Below are 18,504 nucleotides of genomic sequence, written 5' to 3'. Positions count from 1 at the left end.
AGTAGACGAGCTTGACCCGATCGGCGCGCCGCGCCCGGAAGACGTAGATCGCCCCGCTGAACGGGTCGGCGCCCAGGCTCTCGCGCACCAGCGCCGCCAGGCCGTCCGCGCCCTTGCGGAAGTCCACCGGCCGGGTCGCCACCATGACGCGGACCGCGCCCGCCGGCCCGATCACGCGCCGCCCTTCAGCGCACCGATCACAGCCGCGATGATGGCGAGCGAGGCGCCGTCGCCGATCCGCACCGTGATGCCGCCTGCCTCCACCTCGATCCCCACCGCGCGGCGGCGCGATGAGGATCGTCTGATGCGCCGGCGTGGCGGCTCCGCCCGGGCGGGTTCCACCGCCGTGGGCTCGGGTGCGGTCACCGCCGGCACGAAAGCCGGCAGCGCCGCGGCGGCCTGGCGCGCCTCGCGTCGCCACGTGAACAGCTGCTGCGGGGTCAACCCGTGGCGGCGGGCCACCACCGACACCACCGTGCCCGGAACGAACGTCTCTTCCAGGATCCGCGCCCGGTCGTCGGCGCTCCAGCGCCTGCGGCCAACCGCGCCGTCAATCACCTCGAAACGCCGGACCGCCCCCTCCGGCTCAAGTCTACGGTCAAGTCGAGACACAAAACGATCCTCTCGTTCGGATCGTCAAACTGCCCGGTCAGGTTGCCCCACAGAAGATGGGGTCGGAACATCGCTTACGATCGGGCCTCGCTGTTGGGGTGTCCTCCTCGCTGCGCGCGGATCATGAACAATCCTGGTCTCTGAGCTGCCCGAAGCCTCATCGACAAAGCGGGCCGTGTCGACCGCCAATCCGCGTCAATACCGATCAGCCCGGAACGGCCGCATCACGCCCAAAACCGCGGCCTTGAGGCTGTACAGCAAACCTCTATTATGATGCCGCTGTACAAGCTTCTGGCCATGGCGGGATCGAACATCGCATGCCGTACCATCCGGACCCACGGTCTCGGGCGGGCTTCACCGAGAACGGCCGAACGCGGGGCCTCAAGGCGGATCGCTGTCCAGATGCTTCGTCAGTACCGACGGATCTCGCAGGAACCGATCTGCGTTCTCGGCGCGCGCCCGATCATTGTTCGGAGACTGAACAGGGGCCGGCACTCGAATCAGACCAATTTCAGGCGGCTGTTCTGCGATTACTTCCCGACCTGAGGCAGATTGCAGGATCGATGACGACGACGGCGCGAGGCGCTGAGGACTTGGTACAGGAAACGCTGATCAGGATTTGGCTGGATCAGGATCGGTTTCGCCCTTCCGTCGATCTCAGAGCTTGGGCATTCACGATCATGCGGAGCAGTTGCTCTTCACACAGGGGCGAGACTAGTGACGCGATCGGCATCGGCGTCGCTTCTTCCGTGAGAAATCGCATCGATCCTGAACCGTCAGAGGATGATGGTTCATAGTTGGAGGGGTCGCGAGCGCAACCTCTGACCGGAGGCGTCTGGGGCAGGCCGACGCCGATGCGCGAAGACAGCATCACGTCGTGAGTCTCGAAGCGCTGGCGTCGGCATCCGATCGAGCCTCGATCGGCTCGATCCGGATCGAACGCTGTCGTCCAGCACCCGCTAGAGCACGCAGTGTCTCGCGGCATTCGCGGAAGATCGTCTTTTTACTCAGGCGTGGTGGTCAAATAGGTGCGCTCCGCTGCCATGATCTGAAATCCCGATCACGCCGACGTCTCCGTGGATGCCGTGGTCGGTGACAGCGGGGCTCGGTCCGGCGACAGGGCCGGATTTATGGTCGGTCGCAAAGACGATCTCACCGCTCGGAGCGATGCTCGCAGGCGGTTGCGAGCTCGGATCACCGCCGTGCGCTCGGGAGATCTGCTCGGCTGACGGTGGATTATCGCGGCCCATGTCGGTCGAGCCTCCTGAGCCTTGCCGCGCGATCGCCTGCTCGGGACCCGCCGGGGGGCTGACGTTTGCGGCCGCACTGGCATTGTCCGGCGCTGCATCGTGCGGGCCAACGTCGGGATGCGGTTGAGCGGAAGCCGAGTCGGCCGTTTGCCCGTGCGCTGCGCTCGGCGCGATGCCTGAGTTCGTTCCGGTCGCGGTACCGCGGCCGTCCGAATTCTGCTGCTGCGGTCCGGTCTCGTGGAGAGGACCTGGTACCTCGGAGCTCCGTCCAGGTGTTTCGCTGGCCTGCGCGTTATCCGAATAGCCGGTCGTCACCGGCGCCTGCGCATGCGTCGACCCCGGCGCAGGATCCGCGTTGTCGGCCGTGCCGTGACCCCCGGCACCCTGCGCCTGCGGTGCGGTGTCCTGGAGATGCCCCGGTGCTTCGGCGCCTCGCCCGGGGGCCTCGCGGGCCTGCGCGTGATCGGGCTCGGCGGCCGTCACCTGCGCCTGCGCATGCGTCGACCCCGGCGCAGGATCCACGCTGTCGGCCGTGCCGTGACCGCCTGCAGCCTGTGCCCGCGGTGCCGTATCCTGGAGATGCCCTGGCGCCTCGGCGCTCCGCCCGGGCGCCTCGCCGGTCTGCGTGTGACCGGGATCGGCAGCCGTCGATGGCGGAGCAGTGTCCGCCTCGATGTCCGCGCCATGATTGCCAGCACCCTGCATGTGCGATGCAGTGTCCTGAGGATGACTCGGCGCCGGGGCATCACCTCCGGAACTGTCGTTGGCCTGCACGTCACCGGCATCTGTGCCGTTTGCCCGCCCGTGCGCGCGAGCTGACGGCTGTGCCGGATCCGCGTCGATGCCCGCGCTCTGACCGTGCGCGTCCCGATTGGACGGTCCCGCGGTCTGGACATGCGCCGATGCCTCGGCGCTCCCGCCGGGGCCCTCGTCAGCCGGCGCGGGTCGCGGATCCGCACTGCTGGCCCGGGTCTGGTCGCCGCTCGTCGCAGGAACGACGCGCACGCTGTCTTGTGCGTCGTGACCATTCGGTTCCGGCTGACCAGATCGCGCGTCACCGAGATGTCCCGGCGCCTCGGCGCTCCGGCCGCGGCCCTCGCTAAGCGGTGCCTGGACTCTCTCCGCAGATCCTGGCTGGGTCTGCGCGATCCCCGATGCTTGACCTGAGTTCGCGTTGCCGGCGGCGCCGCGACTGTCCGTCTCCTGGTGCGCGGCTGCCGCCTCCTTGAGATGGCCCGGGGCGTCGGCGCTCCGGCCGAGCCCCTCATCCGTCTGACCACCGCCTTGATCGATCGCGTCCTTCCGGACCTGCGCGATGCCCGCCGATGGACGCAGGTCAGTGAGCGCAGCCGCGACGGAGCTGTCCGCGCCGTGCTGATCCCGTTCGGATGCGCCTGTGCCTACGCTTGGCGCGTCCGCAACGGTGCCCGCGTCGTGCCGTTCCCTCGCGTCTGGAAGGGCACCCGCTCGCAATCCGCTCTCCGGGCTTCCTGAGCGCTCGTCAGGCGTCGAGATCGGTGCGTGTCTCAACTCGGTCGGCGCCACGGGGCCGAGGGCGCTGACCGCGGCTGGCGGAGCTTCGGTCAGCGTGTGCCCACTCGTCGGGATCACGGTCGAAGCCAGCGCAGCCTCACCGGTCGCGCTCGACGATGGGGGCGACTGTTCCCGCGCTGCCGCGTCTCCCGTCGTCGCCGCGCTTCCGTCCGATCCGCCATCCGGAGACGATGATGAGCCCGCCGCGTGGCCTGCACCCGCGTCCGCGCCGCGCACCAGAGGCTGAGAAGCCGGATCCGCGCATGCGCGAGCCGGCCCTTGAGCAACGGCCGGATCTCTGAAGCCGATGACGCCGAGATCGGCAGCCTCAGGGCGGGAGGAAGCGACCGCGGTCGGTCCGCCCGTTGCGGGACCGGATGCGCCGCTCGACGGGGCTTCGTGAGGATCGGCAATGGGCGGTCCACCCGCCTGGGCCGGGTTGACCGCGCCGCCGGTTGCCGTCGACAGGCCGACCTGATCGCCCGGGACGGCAGTGATGCCTCCCGGTGCGCCGAAAGATGATCTCGCCTCGGCACCCTGTGCGGGGTGGTCGGCGAAGGCATCCGCGGCGAAGACCATGGCCGAGAATACGATCAGTCCGACCTGCTTACGGTGACCGTCGCGCTCGTCGGGATCGCTAGAGTCGCGTCCCTCTGTCGGCCCGTCCGGATGCGTCGGGCCGGCGTGAGGCGCCCGCGACGCGTCGTCGGCCATTCGCTCCGCATCGTCCGCACGGGCGTCGTCGGGCGACAGACTGAGAGCCGCGGCCGCGACGAGGGCCGCGAGCAGCGCGGCCGGGTGGACCGAGAGCTTCGTCCCGCCGGCGCTCTGCGGGATCGGCAGAAGCTCGGGATAGCGCCGGGCGATCTGGTCGATGAGGGCGCGGAAATCGCTGCCCCGCATCGGGCTGTCCAGGACTTCGGACGCGATGACGTAGCTGCCGTCGATCCTGGCGAAATGCATGATGGCGTCGCCATCCGGCCGGCAGAAGACGAACCAGGGGTCTGCCTCGTCGCTCAGGCCCTGCTCACTGCCGATCTGCAGGCCGGCTCGCAGCAGCGCGGCCTCGACGCGGTAGAATTCCGCGAGTTCCTGCTGCGACCAACCGCCTTGGCACGTCGCCGCGGGTCGGAAAAACGAGATGACCGCGCCCATCGGGACCTCACCTCCGCCCTACGACGGGGCTGCAGGATCTATCGTTCATGGAAACCGCGTCCCAGAGCATCGAAAAACGGCGCGACCAGATAGTCGAGCGCCGTGCGCTCGCCGGCCGAGACGACGACCTCGGCCGGTAGGCCCGCCAGGAGGCGTGGTCGTATGTCGTCCGGGAGGTGCTGGTCGTCGATCTCAACGGTCCCGGCGAAGTAAGCCTGCTTCGTAGCATCGTCGATGAGGCGGTCGCGGGACACCGTCGTCAGCGTCCCGAAGACCGCCGCTGTGCGGCGCGTCTGAAATGCCGGAAACTTCACCTCGGCGCGCATCCCGGCATGAACCGCCTCGAGGTCGTTCGGCGCGAATTGAACGCTGATCACCAGCCGGTCGTTCGTCGGCACGATCTCCATCAGCGGTTCGCCCGAGCGGACCACCTGCCCGATCGTGTAAACCTTCAATCCCTGGACGACACCCTGATGTGAGGCCCGGACCTCGTGCCGACGGAGAACGTCCTGGGCCATGACGAGCTTCTCGCGCAGTTCCGCGATCTTCTGGCGCGTGTCCAATAGTTGCGCGGTCAAGGTCTCTTGCAGCTTCTGCTTGAGTTGCGCGGTCTGCATCCACGCCTCGTTGATGCCGTTCTGCGCCTTGGCGGTCTCCGCCACGGACCGCCCGATCACGCCTTCCAGGCGCGCGTGCTCGCGCTCCATCATCAGGACACGCGAGAGCGGGATGAGGTTCTTCTCTCGCAGACCGCGCAGGCCCTCCAGTTCCTGCTGGATCAGGGCCACTTGCTGCTCGACTGACGCCTTCTCGACCGCCAGCCCGGAAATCTCGGTCTTCAGCTGCGTGACGCGCGCCTGGATGAGGGCGAGCTGCGCCTGGAACGAGGCGCGTCGCTCCGACAACTGGCTGGCTTGATCGTCGATCATGCCGGCGACGGCTGGCTCAGCGTGGCGCGCCGCGATGTCGGGCGGCAGAAGCAGCTCCTGCGTCTGGCTCTGCTCCGCGCGCAAGCGGGCCTCGAGGATCAGGGCCGCGTCGAGCTGGCCGCGGAGGAGATCGTTGCTGGCCCGCGCTTGCACGGGATCGATGCGAAGCAGGACGTCCCCCGCGCGGACCGCCTGCCCATCCCGGACCATTACCTCCTGAACGATGCCACCTTCGAGGTGCTGCACGACCTTGCGGCTGCCTTCAGCCACCACCACTCCGGGACTGATGACCGCACGGTCGAGGCGCGCGAACGTGGCCCAGGTGCCCACAACTCCGAAGGTCGCGAAGATGACCGCGTAGCCTGCGACGGCGTACGAGCGCCAGTTCGTCAGGTCGGAGGCCCTGGCCGGCCGTTGCTCATCGGGCAATCGACGCACGAATGACGGGTTCGAGATCGCGTGGCGCGGGACGGTCATCGCTTACCCCGCGCTCCGCTGCCCGTCGGAACCCTGGCGGTTCTGGGACGCCGCGAGGCCGACGGTCGGCACCAGCGTCGGGACCGGCCTCTGGCCGGTGATGTGGGCGAGGACTTGCTCGGGCGTCCCGGAGAGCTGCACGCGGCCCTCGCTCATGAGCAGGATACGGTCGGCCTCCTCCAGCAGGCTCACCTTGTGGGTCACCATTACCACCGTCGCCCCGGACTGCTTCAGGTCCGCGACGACGCGCATCAGCGCCGCTTCGCCGGGCTGGTCGAGACTCGCGTTCGGCTCGTCGAGAACGATCAGGCTCGGCTCGCCGTAGAGGGCCCGGGCCAGAGCGATGCGCTGCCGCTGGCCGCCGGACAGCCCGTGTCCCCCCCGCCCGATCACCGTGTTGTATCCCTCCGGAAAAGACTGGATCAGCTCGTGGCAGCCCGCCCTTCGGGCAACCTCGATGACGCGTGCGTCGTCCAAGGCGGCGAAGCGCGCGATGTTCTGTGCGACGGTCCCGTCGAAGAGCTCGACGTCCTGGGGCAGGTAACCGACATGCTGCCCGAGCTGGGCCTTGTCCCAGTGGCGCAGGTCCGAACCGTCGATGCGCACCGCGCCTTCCAGCAAGGGCCAGACGCCGGTGAGCGCGCGCACGAGCGTCGATTTGCCGGCGCCACTCGGGCCGATGATCCCGACGATGCTGCCGGGTTCGAGCCGGAAGCTCACGGCCTTGAGGATGGCTCGCGACGCTCCGGGAGCGGCCACCGAGATGGACTCGGCCTCGATGGGGCCGCGCGGCCGCGGCAATACGAGGCGATGCGTCTCCGAGCCGGCGCCGGCGACGAGATCGGCCAAGCGCCGATAGCTCGCCCGGGCCGCCGTGAAGCCCTTCCAGTTGCCGACGACGGCCTCGATCGGCGCCAGCGTGCGGCCGATGATGATGGAGGCGGCGATCATCGACCCGGCCGAGATCTCGCGGTGAATGGCCAGATACGCGCCGATGCCCAGGACCAGGGTCTGCAGCAGCATGCGGACGAATTTCGTCGCCGCAACGATCAGGCCGGCCCGATCGCTCGCGCGCGCCTGGAGGCGCAGGACGTCGTCGTGGCGCTGTCCCCAGAGCCCGCGCATGGACGCGACCATGCCCATGGCCTGCAGCACCTCCCCGTTGCGAAAGGCCGTGGCGGCACGCTGTCCTGCTTCCCGCGACGCCTGGCTCGCGGCGTCGAGCGTCCGCCGTGTCGCGACCTCGTTGAGCAGCGTGAGGCCGAGTATCGTGCCGCCGCCAACGAGCGCCATCCATCCGAACCAGGGATGCAGGATGAAGCAGGCCAGCAGGAAGATCGGTATCCAGGGCAGATCGCAGAATGCCAGCATGCCGCTGCCGGTCAGGAACTCCCGCAGGACGTCCACGTCGCGCAACGCGGTGTCGTGCTGCGCGCCCGGCCGGAGCAGCGTGCCGCGATGGGCGACCTCGAAGATCGGCGTGGCGATCTTCTGATCGAACACCACACCGCCGCGCACCAGCAGGCGGGCGCGCAGCATCTCCAGGATCGCGTAGACCGCCAGGCCGAACGCCGCGATCACCGTGATCCCCGCCAGGGTGGTCTCGCTCCGGCTCGGGATCACGCGGTCGTAGATCTGGAGCATGTACAGCGGGCTGACGAACAGCAGCAGATTGATGAAGAGCCCGAACACGACGGCGGTCGCCAGGATCGGCCGGAGCGAGCGCAGGCCGAGGGTCAATGCCGAGTGCAACGAATGATCGCCCATACTGCTCTCTTCCTGCGATCGATCGGCGCCATGGGCGACTCCCGTCGGCTCAGATCCCCGGGCTGCGTGCGTCCCCGACCGGCGGGTGCACAGACTATCGAGCCTGGAACGTGTGTCTGATTCTCGACATTCATGGGCCGCCAACCGGAGACACGGACCGGCATTGCGGCATTCGGTGCCATTCTTCAAATCGTTCCAGACACGATGATGATAGCGCCATTCGGAGACCTGCCAAGCATCTGACCTCGCCGGGGGGTGAGGGTCGTCGGCGCGTGTCTGGACAGCGCGGTCCCGCACCGGCTATATGGTCTTTGCTGTATAAGCCCCGCCCGGAGCGGCGTTGTGCGGCAGGAAGGTGAAGCCCCGTGTATGCCCATCAGCAACGCCTGGACTCGGAGGAGGTGCTGGAGCTGCGTCGGGAAGGGGGGCGTTACCTGAAGGAACTGCGCGAGGCACGCGGCCTGTCGCAACGACAGCTCGCCGCTCTCGTCGGTGCGGAATACTACACCTTCATCTCGCAGCTGGAGACCGGTCGCGGACGCATCCCTCCGGACCGGTACCGCGCGTGGGCCGAGGCGCTGGCGATCGAGCCGAGGGCGTTCGTTCGCAACGTGATGCGCTTCTACGACCCGATAACCCACGACATCCTGTTCAACGATCTGGCAGCGAAGACTGGACCCGACGAGGCATAGGTCGTCGACGATCCCAGGTTTCAGGATGGCGTGATCGGGACGGCCGTCGAGACGGATCCCGGCCGGGAGACGGCCGTGGAGGCGGCCTCACGACGTCGAGTGACCCGCACCGTGCATCGGCTGCGGCCCGAGGGACGGTGCGTCGTCAGATGTCGCGTCAGCCGCCGATACGGGCGCGCCGATCGCTGCCATCAGCACTCTCAAGCCCTCGATCCATGTATCCGCTTCGATACGTGAGATACATCCGGTGCGCCGGAATATTTTTCCCGAATCGAGCTTCACGACAACATCGAACCGACCGTCCGGCCTGTCTGTGATCCAATATTTAACATTCTGCGGCATCGACGCTGCCCAACAGTTCCTCATTCAGCGGGCAACAGCGGCCCCGCGCATCCATCTCGCAGTCTCACGGCGATAACTCTGCTCTTTCGACGTCGCTTCTCGTGCATCGCGATTCGATGATCGTCGCTCGTGCTCAGACAACATCACCGTTCAAGCCGTCGCGCGTGAAGATCTTCGTTTCCTGCTCGCATCATCACACCTCCTCCTCACGGACCGAAGCGAGGCCCAACGCGCAGGCGGCGGAGAACGATCCCCGGGTTGCGGGGTTAGATGTTCACTGTACAGTCAGATTGCCGGTCCTATCCCGATGGCTGGCTGTTCGACGATGCGTGCATTCGGGCGTTCCTGCCGGACGACCCGCTGCGGATGGTCGCTTCGTCCGGCGGGATCCATGGCGGGCGGAGCCCGGATGTGTGGCGAGCGCTCTGAAAGGACGTGACTTGACGGACGCGTTGGTAGCTGAAGACGGCGGTCCCGGCCGGCCGAGCCGGCAGGGCCCGCCGGAACTGGCCATTCTCCCGGCCGGCGTGCGGGATCATCTCGGCCTGCAGCTGCGCGCCGCCTATGAGGCCGTGACACGGGCACAGACGCCGCCGCGTCTGCTGGACCTCGTCGCCCAGCTCGACGCGCTGCTGGAGGGGCCGCGTCGGGACTATGCCGCCGCTTTTCGCGATGGCCTGACCGAGACACTCCCTGGCCTGCGCGCCTTCGCCCTCTCGCTCGTCGGAGACGCCTCGCGCGCCGACGACTTGGTTCAGGAGACCGTGCTCCGCGCCTGGGCGCGGCAGGACCTGTTCATACCCGGCTCGAACCTGAAGGCGTGGCTCTGCACCATCCTGCGCAATCAGTTCTACACCGAGTGCCGCAAGCGAAAGCGCGAGACCGAGGATGTGAACGGGGCTGCGGCGGCGCAGCTCACCGCGCCCGCAGCCCAGGAGCACGGGTCCGATCTCCAGATCGTCTGGTCCCACATCGGCAAGCTGCCGGAGCTGCAGCGCGAGGCCCTGTTGCTCGTGGGAGCCCAGGGCCTGACTTACGAGGCGGCCGCGGAGGTGATGGGCTGTCAGACCGGAACCGTGAAGAGCCGGGTGAGCCGCGCCCGCGCCTTGCTCGTCGCGCATCTCGCCTGAGAGCTTCGTGCCGAGCGAGTGCGCATCGGCCCGATCCGAGTGCCGCCGGCGCGCGCGACACCGTGGCCCGCCCGCGCGCTCCGCCACCGGGCGCGTCCCTGTCGACGATGGATCGGGATCGGTCTCCCGGCCACGGTCGAGTCGCGATGCCCGACACCTTTAGTCGGGCGGCCCGACCGGTCGGGTAAGTGCGGTGCCCGCGAACCTCGGGCCAGCCTTCGCGGCTCCATCGCGAGCGCCGATCTTCGCGCGCAGCCCCCCTCCCCTGTCTCGCGTCGGATCGCACGAGCCGGCCACGGGGCTGCGACCGCGAATGCGCGGGCGCGGCGGTCGATGGATCACCGGCGATCGGATGGTCGACACGCGGCGAGTTTCGGGGCCGGCGCGTTCCGGGCCGAACCGTCGATCATCCCGGGAGGCTCGGCGGACGGCCCGCCTCTGCGCGCCGGTCAGGCCACGCGACGAGTGGCGCGACGAGGCCTCACGGTTGCGAAGCCCGTCATCGCGATGGCCGTCACCGAACCTCGGCGGCGGCGCGGAGCAGGTCGCCCTTAACAAAATCGCCCATCCCCGCACGAATCCCGACCGCGGCTGGACTCGATTTGTAGAATCGGTCCACATGAACAGTCACGTTGGCAGAATCGGGCGGGGACCGATGACCGCAGAGGAACGGCTGGCAGAGCTGAAAGCGGCGGATATTCGCCGTCAGTCACGTCGCAGGGAGGCTCTCAAACAGAAGGGCATGACCCAGCAGAACGTGTGGCTCAAGCCGTCGGTCAAGGCCGTCATCGACCAAGCGATCCAGAACGGTCGGTTCAAGAGCCGCACCGAGGCGATCGAGTGGGCGCTCGCGTCTGCCTTCGAGGAGAAGTCGGCATGACGTAACGGGCAAAGCAGAAGGCCCCGAGGCGGGAACCTCGAGGCCTTCGGACCTGACATACCCTGGGATGGGGCGCGACAGGCGATTCGCACCCCCTTTATGCCCCCTCCCCCAGGCCGTCGTCAAGAACACCCTTCGGGGTGAACGGTCCCGCTTTGCCTCTCGAGAGGAGGCAGACGAGGTGGAGACAATCAGTTCCGGTGGCCGGCCGCTCACGCGCGCCGCGCTCGCCGGTCGGAGGCGTGCGCTCGATGACGGGCGGACGATCTCGCGCAGGGAACTCTCGGCAGCCGGTCGGGAAGCGGCCAAGGCGCTGCGCCTGCGTCCCGCGCTGCGCTCCATCCTGTCGGCGCTTTGCGCCGTGTGGGGCGAGCAGCAGTGGGAGCGACTAGTGGTGTGGCCCTCGAACGAGCACCTGTGCGGGATGACCGGATTGTCGGAGCGCGCGCTTCGCTACGGTCTGCGCGACCTCGTGGCCCTCGAGGTCATCACACCGCGGGACAGCGCCAACGGCAAGCGCTTCGCCCTCCGTGGACCGGGCGGCGCGATCATCGACGCTTACGGCTTCGACCTGACACCCATCGTCGCCCGGATGGGCGAATGGACGAGCGCGATCCTGGACGCGACCGCCAGGGACGCGCAGCGACGCCGCGCCTTCGATCTCCTGACTGTCCGTCGGCGCGCAGTGGCAGAAGCCCTCAATGCCCTTCTCACTCGGTTCCCGAGGACGGACGCGGCCGACCTGCTCGCCGCGCGGGAGGCTTTGGAGCGCAGCACGCCGAGGAGGCGCTCGCCCAGCGCCGATCCTGAACTCGTCCTGGCAGGCTGGGGAGAACTACAGGTTATGGCGGAGGAACGCTTTTTCCAAGCCGCCTCTGCCGGCAATTCCTGCTGTCACATAGAACAAAACACCGGATCTCCTACCGATACTTGTGCAAAGGCTCCCGAGACGGAGCCTGGGCCGATCCGTATGCCCGAACCGTCACTCGTCGCGGCTGCTTGCCCGGTCGCGGCTGAATTCGGCGTTAAACTCAGGACGGAAGCGGATGTCATCGAGATCGGCCGCCTGATCCGGGGTGGGATCGGCGCACATCCGTCTGCCTGGAGCGAGGCCTGCGAGACCCTCGGTCCGTTCCGGGCCTCAGTGCTCGTGTTGATCGTCGCGCAGCTCCACGACGACGACGTGCGCCGGGGCGAGGTCCGCATCAAGAACCCTGGCGGGTACTTCAGGCAGCTCGTCCGCCTGTGTTCCGACGGTCGCTACGGACTCGAAGCGGAGCTCATGGCGATGCGTCGCCGGAAGATGACGTGACCTCAGGGTCTCAGATCGATGCGCGGGGTGAGGTGGTCCGGCCGGACAACAGGACTGGCGCATCGCGTCCTGCCGGAGAACGCGATCGCCCCCATCGCGAAGCCCGACAGAGACACCACGCAGAGTCGCGAATCCGGCAACCGGATGCTGACCGATGTAGGTAGACCGCGCATCCGCGCGCTCACGCTACGCTTGCGCGACCCTTGAACATGGGAGGCTTGCGGTGAAGGTGTTTCAGATCCGGCACGAGGTGACGGGCGCCATCCTCTGGACTGGCTCGGCCTCGGACCCGCTCGCTGCCCTCGACGCCATGGCGCACGAGGCGGGATACTACGATCATTCCGACATTCCCGACCATCTCCGGGCCGGCGGCCTCGCGATCGAGGAGATCCGGGTCTAGCGCACCGACAATCACCCGAACGGCCGGTCTGACCGGATCCAGACACGTCGGGGTTATCGAGGCGACGGATGGATCGGCTGCCGGTAGGGCAATCCCGGTCTCCTCGAGTGGGGACAGGCTGCGGCTGCGCTTGCCCCGCCGTTCCACCAGGAGGCCGAGCGGGCCCCACGGCACGCCAGGCGCAGCCGGTCTCGAGGCGTCATCCGGCCGGATCTGGACTCGCCCGCCGCGGCGGGCAGTCGGGGTGAGACGCAATCGGGGCCGGCTGCGTTACTGCGGCGCCGAAGTGTGGAGATCCAGGATGGCCGACGCCCCGCGACTCGCTGTGATGATTGTCGAGGATAATCCCGTGCAACTCATGGAAGCGGCTGCAGCCCTCCGTGACGTGGGCTACGAGGTCGCGGAGGCTGCCACTGTTCAAGCCGCCCAGGCCCATCTGGCTTCTCGCCCCGAACTTGTGGCCATGGTCGCCGATGTGGACTTGGCCGGCGAGCCCTTGAGTGGCTTCACCCTGGCCAAAGCCGTCGCGGCCCGCTGGCCGGAATTGGCGATCCTGATCGTGTCGGGTGTGGCATGGCCGGCGGAGGAACAGATGCCGATGGGCGCTCGCTACCTGCGCAAGCCGTTCACACCGGAGGGGCTGGCCGATGCATTGCGCGCTGTGCTCGCGGCGCGAGGCATAGGATCCATGCCGGATTGAAGGTGCGCAGCCATTTCCGACGCCGAAACGGCCGGACCGAGCGTACGGCTCCGCGCCCTGCCACTGGCCCGCGAACTCGTGCCTTCGACGACGAAACGCGTCATCCCCCGGCGCCGGCGTCGTCGCCGTCCAGCATCCAGTCCGGTATTCCGGGCAGAAGCTCGCCAGCCACCTCACCGGCAGTCTTGAGGGCCCGTTCCACCTTCGCTTCCGAGTACTCGCCGCGGACCTCGGCGAACAGCTCACGCGCCAGACGGTCGAGTTCCGCGTCCGAGAGCTTCTGGACTGGCTCGTTCGTCATGCGTGCACGCCCCACGAGCTCCGGCCGATCGGACCGCCGACCTGATCGACACGCGACGCGGCCCGCCAGCAGCATTCCCGGGTTCGGTTAGGGGATTGTCGCCGGCCAGGAACCGACGATGTCCCAGGCCGACCCGCCCGACCCTTCAGCGAGGATGATCGCCCTCCGGACTCAGTCCACGCCGCAGGCGAGGAGATCGCGCCTGCGCTGCTCAGAGGTCTCTCTGGCCTCGTCCTGCCAGCTGGCCTCCGGCGGGTCCTGGTCGACCTTCACCGGTCGCTGGCCGGGCAGGTACAGACTGCGGGGATCACCGGCTAATGCACCCGTCGTCTCGGGGTCACGGTCACAGTCTCGCGCGGGCTGGTCGGCCAGGGCGAGCGCGGGTCCCGCGCACACGACGACGGCCACGGTGAACGCGAGCAACTGTCTCATGGGGATCCCGATGGGCCAAGGCCGGCGCATACACCGCGTCGCCGGTAGGGCTGGACGGCTTACTGGCCGTTCGCGATGGCCGCCACACCCGCGCCGGCACGGCAGACATGCGTGACCATCGCCGCCGATTGATCGACGCCCGGGAACCAAAACCGAGTCCTTGACACCGAGCCGCAGCGGTCGAGAGCCCGTCACGCCGGTCGCTGTCGCTCCGCTCGGGCTCGAGCCGACGGTCCGCCGCTCGGAGCCGCAGGAGCGGAAGCCCTCGACCACGAACGGCACAGCGGCGAAGTTCATGCCGGCGGCCACCGCGAACACCACGGTCACCAGACCTCGCAGCGCCACGCTGCCGGCCTGCCGCCCGTCGCAGCCCGGATGGCTCTCGGCGGCTCACACGAAGTGCGTCGGCAGCGCCGCCGTCAGGGCGAACTGCAGCACGGCCAGCGCCAAGCCGGTCAGCATCGACCAAGCCACGATGTGGTCGGTCACGGTCATGCCCTTGGTCATCATCTCGGTGGCCATCGATCGTTCCCTCATCCGTGCAGCCGTGGATCGACTGTCCCGAGGCGGTCATATGGCCAAGCTGGATTGCACCTATATTGCTTCAATCATTGCTTGTGGCTGCGTCAAATCAGGAACAATGCCGGTCTGGGTGGGCGACCCATCGCGCCACTCGCCGTATCCGACAGCCCTCCCTTACGCTGCGACGCAACGGCCAGAGGATGCTGCCGGTTCAGATCTCCGCGTCCGGGCATCCGCCGCGATGCCGAGTCGGGTCGCGATGGGCACTACCGCGGTGATGGGCCCGATGAAGAGCCATGGGTCGAGCTTGGCGTTGCCGTCAGCATGGGCCCGCGCGGCGAGATGGCGGCGCGCCGACCGGTGGCGGGCACGCGCGTCGTCCTGCCGCCGCACCTGTTCCTGATGAACCTCGTCTTCGCACCGAGTATGAACTGTGATCTGGTCCGGAATCGGGACACGCGGACCGACCAAGGCTTGCGGATAGATTGATTCCATCTATACTCCAGAGTATTCACGACGTAGAATCTTGGACAGCCTCTGACCATTGCGCCTCCGTGGCGGGGGCGCCTCCCGAGATCGCCGACGCGGGAAACACCGCTCGGACTTGTCCGCCACCTTGCGCGCCGCGGCGAGGCTCCGTTCCTCGGCCGTCCAGATCCCGATCGGACGCGGCTTCGACACCGCCCAGCCCTACTCGGGCGCCTTCGGTACTTCGGGCCCGACGGCTCTCGTTCCGGCTGATCCGCTCAATCCGCTCAATCCGCTCAATCCGCTCAATCCGCTCAATCCGCTCAATCCGCGCGGTCCAGAGCCGGGCGGTCAGCGATCCGGGCTTTCGAACTACCTCACGCAGGGCTGTCGCCTATGTCACCTGACCGGGAGCCGCTGTCGGACTGCCTTTCATCGTGGAGGACGCAACGATGCCGCCGAAGCTGACCAAGACCATCATCGGAGCCGTTATCGCCGTCGCGCTCGCCGCTGCAGTCTCCTACGGGCTCATCAGCCAGCAAACGGCCGACAAGATCCAGACACAGACGAACCAGACCCTGCAGAACGATCAGGCCCCGGCGCGCACCGGTCAGCAACCGCCGCCGCCGCCTCAGAACTCGATCCCGCAGGCACCCGCACAACCGGGCGCGTCTCCGCAGAACCCGGCGCCGGTGCCGCGTCAATGAGAGGGTCGATGCGCGTGGGTGGCGGACGACAGCGACACCGGGCACGGCGATCCTGACCCGGCTCGCGCGCAGCCGCATCGCGGTCGACGGCATGGGCCCCTCTGGCGACGCGCAACTGCGGCCGCTCGACGACACCGTGGGGCCGTCGAGAGAGAAGGCTCGAGAGACAGAAGGAGCGTCGCGGAGGTACCTTTGGCAAACCGATTTGCCACGCTGCTGCTCGCAGCGTCCGTCTCTGTTCTGTCCAACCTGCCGGCGCGATCTCAACGCGCGCCCGTCAACAACTGGGCCGAATTCCGCGCGGCGGTGGCCGCTTGCTGGACTGTGCCGCCCGGCACGGAGGGATCTTTGATCGCCTACCGGTTCGGACTCGACAAGACGGGTGCCATCCGGGGCAAGCCGCTCACCACGGCACGGCACCTGGTCGGCGACCAAGACGCGCGCCGTCGCTACGAGGAGGCGGCATCCGCTGTGCTGTCACACTGCTTCCCGCTCGAGGTGACACCCGCGTTCGGCGCGATACTGGGCGAGAGCCCGATCTATCTACGGTTGGTCAACACGAAACCGACGGCGGCCTACCAGATCAACAGCAACGTGACGATCTTCGCTCCCCACTAGCTGCATCGTCCACGTGCCGAGATCCGGCGGCCCTTGGATTGGGGCAGTCTGCGACGCGGCGACCATCTGCTCCCGGTTGCGCGTCCGGGCGGTGCTGCACGAGTCGGCTGCCGCCGGTCTTCGAGCGCTTCTTCGAATTCGGCATCACTCATTTAGATGATGCCACCGTACCTTTTGGACTGGTATTGGCCCTAATCAAATGAGAGCCGCTTCCAGGGACGGGGCATCGTTGTGCTAGAAGCGCTTATCGACTGCATTTACGAGGCCGCGGGCACGCCCAAGTTGTGGGAGGGCGTTGTTCAAGGGCTCAGCACCCACGCTGACGCGGATCGCAGTGTCCTCACCGTGCTGTCCCCGGGCGGTCCGGCGCGCTGGATCGCTTCACCCGCGCCGAAGGACCGATCTGCCGACAGTATCGATCCGTTCGCCCACACACATACCGGGCGCGACACGCAGTGGCCCTCGCTGGCGTCCAGTAAATTCGTCCCCGACATCGAGAGTGTATTGACTGGCCGCAGCGGTGAGCCGTACGGCGACGGTGAGCGGCCCTGGCAAATCGGCACGGCCATTCAACTCCCCACCGGGGATCTCGCGGTCCTGACCCTCGAACGCCGGGCGGAGCGGGGCCGCTTCGCCACCTCCATCCTGTCCAACCTCGACACCCTGCGGCCGCATCTGGTTCGCGCCTGCCATCTGAGCGCTCAGTTCGGTTGCGAGCGGGCGCGCGTCACGACGACCGCGCTGGATCGTGTCGGCCTCCCGGCCGCTGTCATGACCAGCTCTGGCCGAATCCTCGCGATCAACGATCGTCTCCACGGCAGACAGCAAACACTGTCTCTCGGCCAGAACATCGAGCTTCTGTTCAGAAAATTCGCCAATGGCAAAGCGCTCTGCGAAGCGATCAAAGGCGTTTCGGATGGAAGCCGCGCTTCGATCTCCGTGCCGGTCCGGACATGTGCAGACCACCGCCAATTCATCGTTTACATCTGTCGAATGGAGAGAAACAGGAGCGATATTTTCGACGCGTCCGCGATGCAATGCGTTCTGAATCGCGTCGGGGCACGGCCCGCGCCCGACAATGATCTTCTGCATCTCCTCTATGATCTCACGCCCGCAGAGGCGCGGCTCCTGCGGGCTCTCGCGAGCGGTCTGCGATTACAATTCTATGCTGAAAGCATCGGTGTTCAGGCCAGCACCGCGCGTAGCCAGCTCAAATCCATCTTTCACAAGACGGGTACGACCCGACAGGCGGAGCTGCTGAGCCTCATCGCGTCGATATCGGCGTTCAATGGAGGAGCGACGAACAGCCGCGAGACGGCACGTGTCGCCCCGGCGCACTGCACTCAGATCTTGTGATCGAGGAACGCCATCAGGGAGGCCGCGGTCGGGAAGCTGTTGAATGCGCCGAGCTGGAGGGTGGTGAGTGCGCCGCACGCCGCGGCGCTTCGAAGGGCCGCACGGAGGGACTTGCCGGCCAGGAGGCTGGCGACGAACCCTGCCGCGAAGGCGTCGCCCGCACCGACTGTATCGACGGCCGCCACTTCGAAAGCCGCTTGATGATACGGCGGCGTCTGAGCGTGAAATGCTGCAGCGCCGCGGTCGCCTAGCGTGACGATGATCAGTTCCAGCCCGCCACCGAGGAGACGCTCGATCGCGGGTGGAGGGCGCACAGCATCCAAGTCGAAGCTGCGCATATCGATACCGAGTTCCGCGGCCTCCACCGCGTTGACGACCAGGATCGACGTGTTGGAAAGAATCGATGGACTGATGCGGCGAAAGGGCGACGGATTGAGAAGCGTTCGGATCCCGCTCCGCCGTGCGAGTGCGAAGGCCGCATCGATCGGGTCGTCCGGTGACTCGAAGGTCGCCGCCACCAGATCCGACCGCTGCAAGCGCGGAGCGAGGCCCTGAATATCGGCGGCCGCGAGCGCGCGGTTCGCGCCCAGACTCACGGCGAGACAATTCTCGCCAGAAGAGTCGATGAAAGCGACGCCTGCACCGGTTGAGCCCGCGCGGCGCAGCAACATCTCCGATGAAAATCCGTGATTCGAGAAAGTCGAGGATATCACGGAGGCAAACATGTCCTCTCCGACGCAGAAGATGCCGTCCACCCCGACCCCGAGCCGGCTCAACGCGAGCGCGAGGTTGAAGCCCTTTCCACCGGGCTCCGCCAAGAAGGCTGACGCGCTCAGAGACTCGCCTGCGAGCGGCAACTGCGCGACCTTCACCGAGCAGGCAACCACGACGCTGCCGACGACGAAAACCTGCATGTGGCGC

Annotated in this window: 19 protein-coding genes; 10 read left to right on the top strand and 9 right to left on the bottom strand. The window is 67.5% G+C overall.

The window, feature by feature from the left end:
- Nucleotides 1-145: IS66 family insertion sequence element accessory protein TnpB (gene tnpB / locus ACLBXO_RS28255; RefSeq protein WP_447687486.1), on the bottom strand; the 145-nt coding region annotated here is incomplete at its 3' end.
- Between the two features lie 26 nt (nt 146-171).
- The gene (gene tnpA, locus ACLBXO_RS28250; RefSeq protein ID WP_447687483.1) at nt 172-558 is read right to left on the bottom strand and encodes an IS66-like element accessory protein TnpA; all 387 of its coding nucleotides are present in this window, start codon (nt 556-558) and stop codon (nt 172-174) included.
- A gap of 371 nt (nt 559-929) precedes the next feature.
- Here tnpA and ACLBXO_RS28245 point away from each other — a divergent pair, with 371 nt between their 5' ends.
- Complete coding sequence (locus ACLBXO_RS28245) at nt 930-1,409, top strand: sigma factor (RefSeq protein WP_447687482.1); 480 nt, start codon at nt 930-932, stop codon at nt 1,407-1,409.
- Between the two features lie 210 nt (nt 1,410-1,619).
- Here ACLBXO_RS28245 and ACLBXO_RS28240 read toward each other — a convergent pair whose 3' ends face one another.
- From ACLBXO_RS28240 to ACLBXO_RS28230, 3 genes are read right to left on the bottom strand one after another with little or no spacing between them, the layout of a single operon-like run.
- On the bottom strand, nt 1,620-4,550 hold the full coding sequence (locus tag ACLBXO_RS28240) for a hypothetical protein (protein WP_447687481.1): 2,931 nt from the start codon (nt 4,548-4,550) through the stop codon (nt 1,620-1,622).
- 38 nt (nt 4,551-4,588) lie between these two features.
- Nucleotides 4,589-5,956, bottom strand: a complete 1,368-nt coding sequence (locus tag ACLBXO_RS28235) for an HlyD family type I secretion periplasmic adaptor subunit (RefSeq protein WP_447687480.1) — start codon at nt 5,954-5,956, stop codon at nt 4,589-4,591.
- 3 nt (nt 5,957-5,959) lie between these two features.
- Entirely contained in the window at nt 5,960-7,723 is a 1,764-nt protein-coding gene (locus ACLBXO_RS28230; protein WP_447687479.1) for a type I secretion system permease/ATPase, read from the bottom strand.
- A 365-nt stretch (nt 7,724-8,088) separates the two neighbouring features.
- Between ACLBXO_RS28230 and ACLBXO_RS28225 the strand changes: the two genes are divergently transcribed.
- From ACLBXO_RS28225 to ACLBXO_RS28200, 6 genes are all read left to right on the top strand, one after another.
- Nucleotides 8,089-8,415 (top strand): helix-turn-helix domain-containing protein, encoded by a 327-nt coding sequence (locus ACLBXO_RS28225; protein ID WP_331318900.1) that lies wholly within the window; start codon nt 8,089-8,091, stop codon nt 8,413-8,415.
- Nucleotides 8,416-9,170: 755 nt separating this feature from the next.
- Nucleotides 9,171-9,887, top strand: coding sequence for a sigma-70 family RNA polymerase sigma factor (locus ACLBXO_RS28220; protein ID WP_447687478.1), 717 nt, complete (start codon nt 9,171-9,173; stop codon nt 9,885-9,887).
- A 655-nt stretch (nt 9,888-10,542) separates the two neighbouring features.
- A complete protein-coding gene (locus ACLBXO_RS28215; protein ID WP_331318898.1) occupies nt 10,543-10,767 on the top strand; it encodes a hypothetical protein in 225 nt (74 codons plus the stop codon).
- 181 nt (nt 10,768-10,948) lie between these two features.
- Entirely contained in the window at nt 10,949-12,079 is a 1,131-nt protein-coding gene (repC, locus tag ACLBXO_RS28210; RefSeq protein ID WP_447687477.1) for a replication initiation protein RepC, read from the top strand.
- A 223-nt stretch (nt 12,080-12,302) separates the two neighbouring features.
- Nucleotides 12,303-12,479, top strand: a complete 177-nt coding sequence (locus tag ACLBXO_RS28205; RefSeq protein ID WP_331318894.1) for a hypothetical protein — start codon at nt 12,303-12,305, stop codon at nt 12,477-12,479.
- Nucleotides 12,480-12,780: 301 nt separating this feature from the next.
- Nucleotides 12,781-13,179 carry a response regulator gene (locus ACLBXO_RS28200; protein WP_331318892.1) on the top strand — a complete coding sequence of 133 codons (399 nt, stop codon included), beginning with the start codon at nt 12,781-12,783 and terminating at the stop codon, nt 13,177-13,179.
- Nucleotides 13,180-13,279: 100 nt separating this feature from the next.
- Here ACLBXO_RS28200 and ACLBXO_RS28195 read toward each other — a convergent pair whose 3' ends face one another.
- The 3 genes from ACLBXO_RS28195 to ACLBXO_RS28185 all read right to left on the bottom strand — a co-directional run bounded on the left by ACLBXO_RS28195 (nt 13,280) and on the right by ACLBXO_RS28185 (nt 14,434).
- Nucleotides 13,280-13,480: a hypothetical protein gene (locus ACLBXO_RS28195; protein ID WP_331318890.1), complete on the bottom strand. Its 201-nt coding sequence runs from the start codon at nt 13,478-13,480 to the stop codon at nt 13,280-13,282.
- Nucleotides 13,481-13,651: 171 nt separating this feature from the next.
- Nucleotides 13,652-13,912, bottom strand: a complete 261-nt coding sequence (locus tag ACLBXO_RS28190) for a hypothetical protein (protein ID WP_331318889.1) — start codon at nt 13,910-13,912, stop codon at nt 13,652-13,654.
- Nucleotides 13,913-14,302: 390 nt separating this feature from the next.
- Entirely contained in the window at nt 14,303-14,434 is a 132-nt protein-coding gene (locus tag ACLBXO_RS28185; protein WP_331318887.1) for a hypothetical protein, read from the bottom strand.
- 920 nt (nt 14,435-15,354) lie between these two features.
- Here ACLBXO_RS28185 and ACLBXO_RS28180 point away from each other — a divergent pair.
- From ACLBXO_RS28180 to ACLBXO_RS28170, 3 genes are all read left to right on the top strand, one after another.
- Nucleotides 15,355-15,609: a hypothetical protein gene (locus ACLBXO_RS28180; RefSeq protein WP_447687476.1), complete on the top strand. Its 255-nt coding sequence runs from the start codon at nt 15,355-15,357 to the stop codon at nt 15,607-15,609.
- A 192-nt stretch (nt 15,610-15,801) separates the two neighbouring features.
- A complete protein-coding gene (locus tag ACLBXO_RS28175) occupies nt 15,802-16,227 on the top strand; it encodes a hypothetical protein (RefSeq protein WP_331318884.1) in 426 nt (141 codons plus the stop codon).
- 231 nt (nt 16,228-16,458) lie between these two features.
- Complete coding sequence (locus ACLBXO_RS28170) at nt 16,459-17,583, top strand: helix-turn-helix transcriptional regulator (RefSeq protein ID WP_447687475.1); 1,125 nt, start codon at nt 16,459-16,461, stop codon at nt 17,581-17,583.
- Here the strand turns inward: ACLBXO_RS28170 and ACLBXO_RS28165 are convergent.
- Nucleotides 17,571-18,497 (bottom strand): PfkB family carbohydrate kinase, encoded by a 927-nt coding sequence (locus ACLBXO_RS28165; protein ID WP_447687474.1) that lies wholly within the window; start codon nt 18,495-18,497, stop codon nt 17,571-17,573. The genes ACLBXO_RS28170 and ACLBXO_RS28165 overlap by 13 nt on opposite strands.
- Between the last annotated feature and the right edge of the window lie 7 nt (nt 18,498-18,504).

It is taken from the genome of Methylobacterium sp. C33D (assembly GCF_053345825.1).
Note: the sequence above shows the minus strand (reverse complement) of the source record. Positions and strands in the feature narration are given on the sequence as shown.

Bases quoted from the DNA above. Each gene is read 5' to 3' on its own strand.
- ACLBXO_RS28245 (WP_447687482.1), top strand. From the start codon at position 930: ATGCCGTACCATCCGGACCCACGGTCTCGGGCGGGCTTCACCGAGAAC.
- ACLBXO_RS28240 (WP_447687481.1), bottom strand. From the start codon at position 4,550: ATGGGCGCGGTCATCTCGTTTTTCCGACCCGCGGCGACGTGCCAAGGC.
- ACLBXO_RS28235 (WP_447687480.1), bottom strand. From the start codon at position 5,956: ATGACCGTCCCGCGCCACGCGATCTCGAACCCGTCATTCGTGCGTCGA.
- ACLBXO_RS28230 (WP_447687479.1), bottom strand. From the start codon at position 7,723: ATGGGCGATCATTCGTTGCACTCGGCATTGACCCTCGGCCTGCGCTCG.
- ACLBXO_RS28215 (WP_331318898.1), top strand. From the start codon at position 10,543: ATGACCGCAGAGGAACGGCTGGCAGAGCTGAAAGCGGCGGATATTCGC.
- ACLBXO_RS28200 (WP_331318892.1), top strand. From the start codon at position 12,781: ATGGCCGACGCCCCGCGACTCGCTGTGATGATTGTCGAGGATAATCCC.
- ACLBXO_RS28195 (WP_331318890.1), bottom strand. From the start codon at position 13,480: ATGACGAACGAGCCAGTCCAGAAGCTCTCGGACGCGGAACTCGACCGT.
- ACLBXO_RS28190 (WP_331318889.1), bottom strand. From the start codon at position 13,912: ATGAGACAGTTGCTCGCGTTCACCGTGGCCGTCGTCGTGTGCGCGGGA.
- ACLBXO_RS28185 (WP_331318887.1), bottom strand. From the start codon at position 14,434: ATGGCCACCGAGATGATGACCAAGGGCATGACCGTGACCGACCACATC.
- ACLBXO_RS28180 (WP_447687476.1), top strand. From the start codon at position 15,355: ATGCCGCCGAAGCTGACCAAGACCATCATCGGAGCCGTTATCGCCGTC.
- ACLBXO_RS28165 (WP_447687474.1), bottom strand. From the start codon at position 18,497: ATGCAGGTTTTCGTCGTCGGCAGCGTCGTGGTTGCCTGCTCGGTGAAG.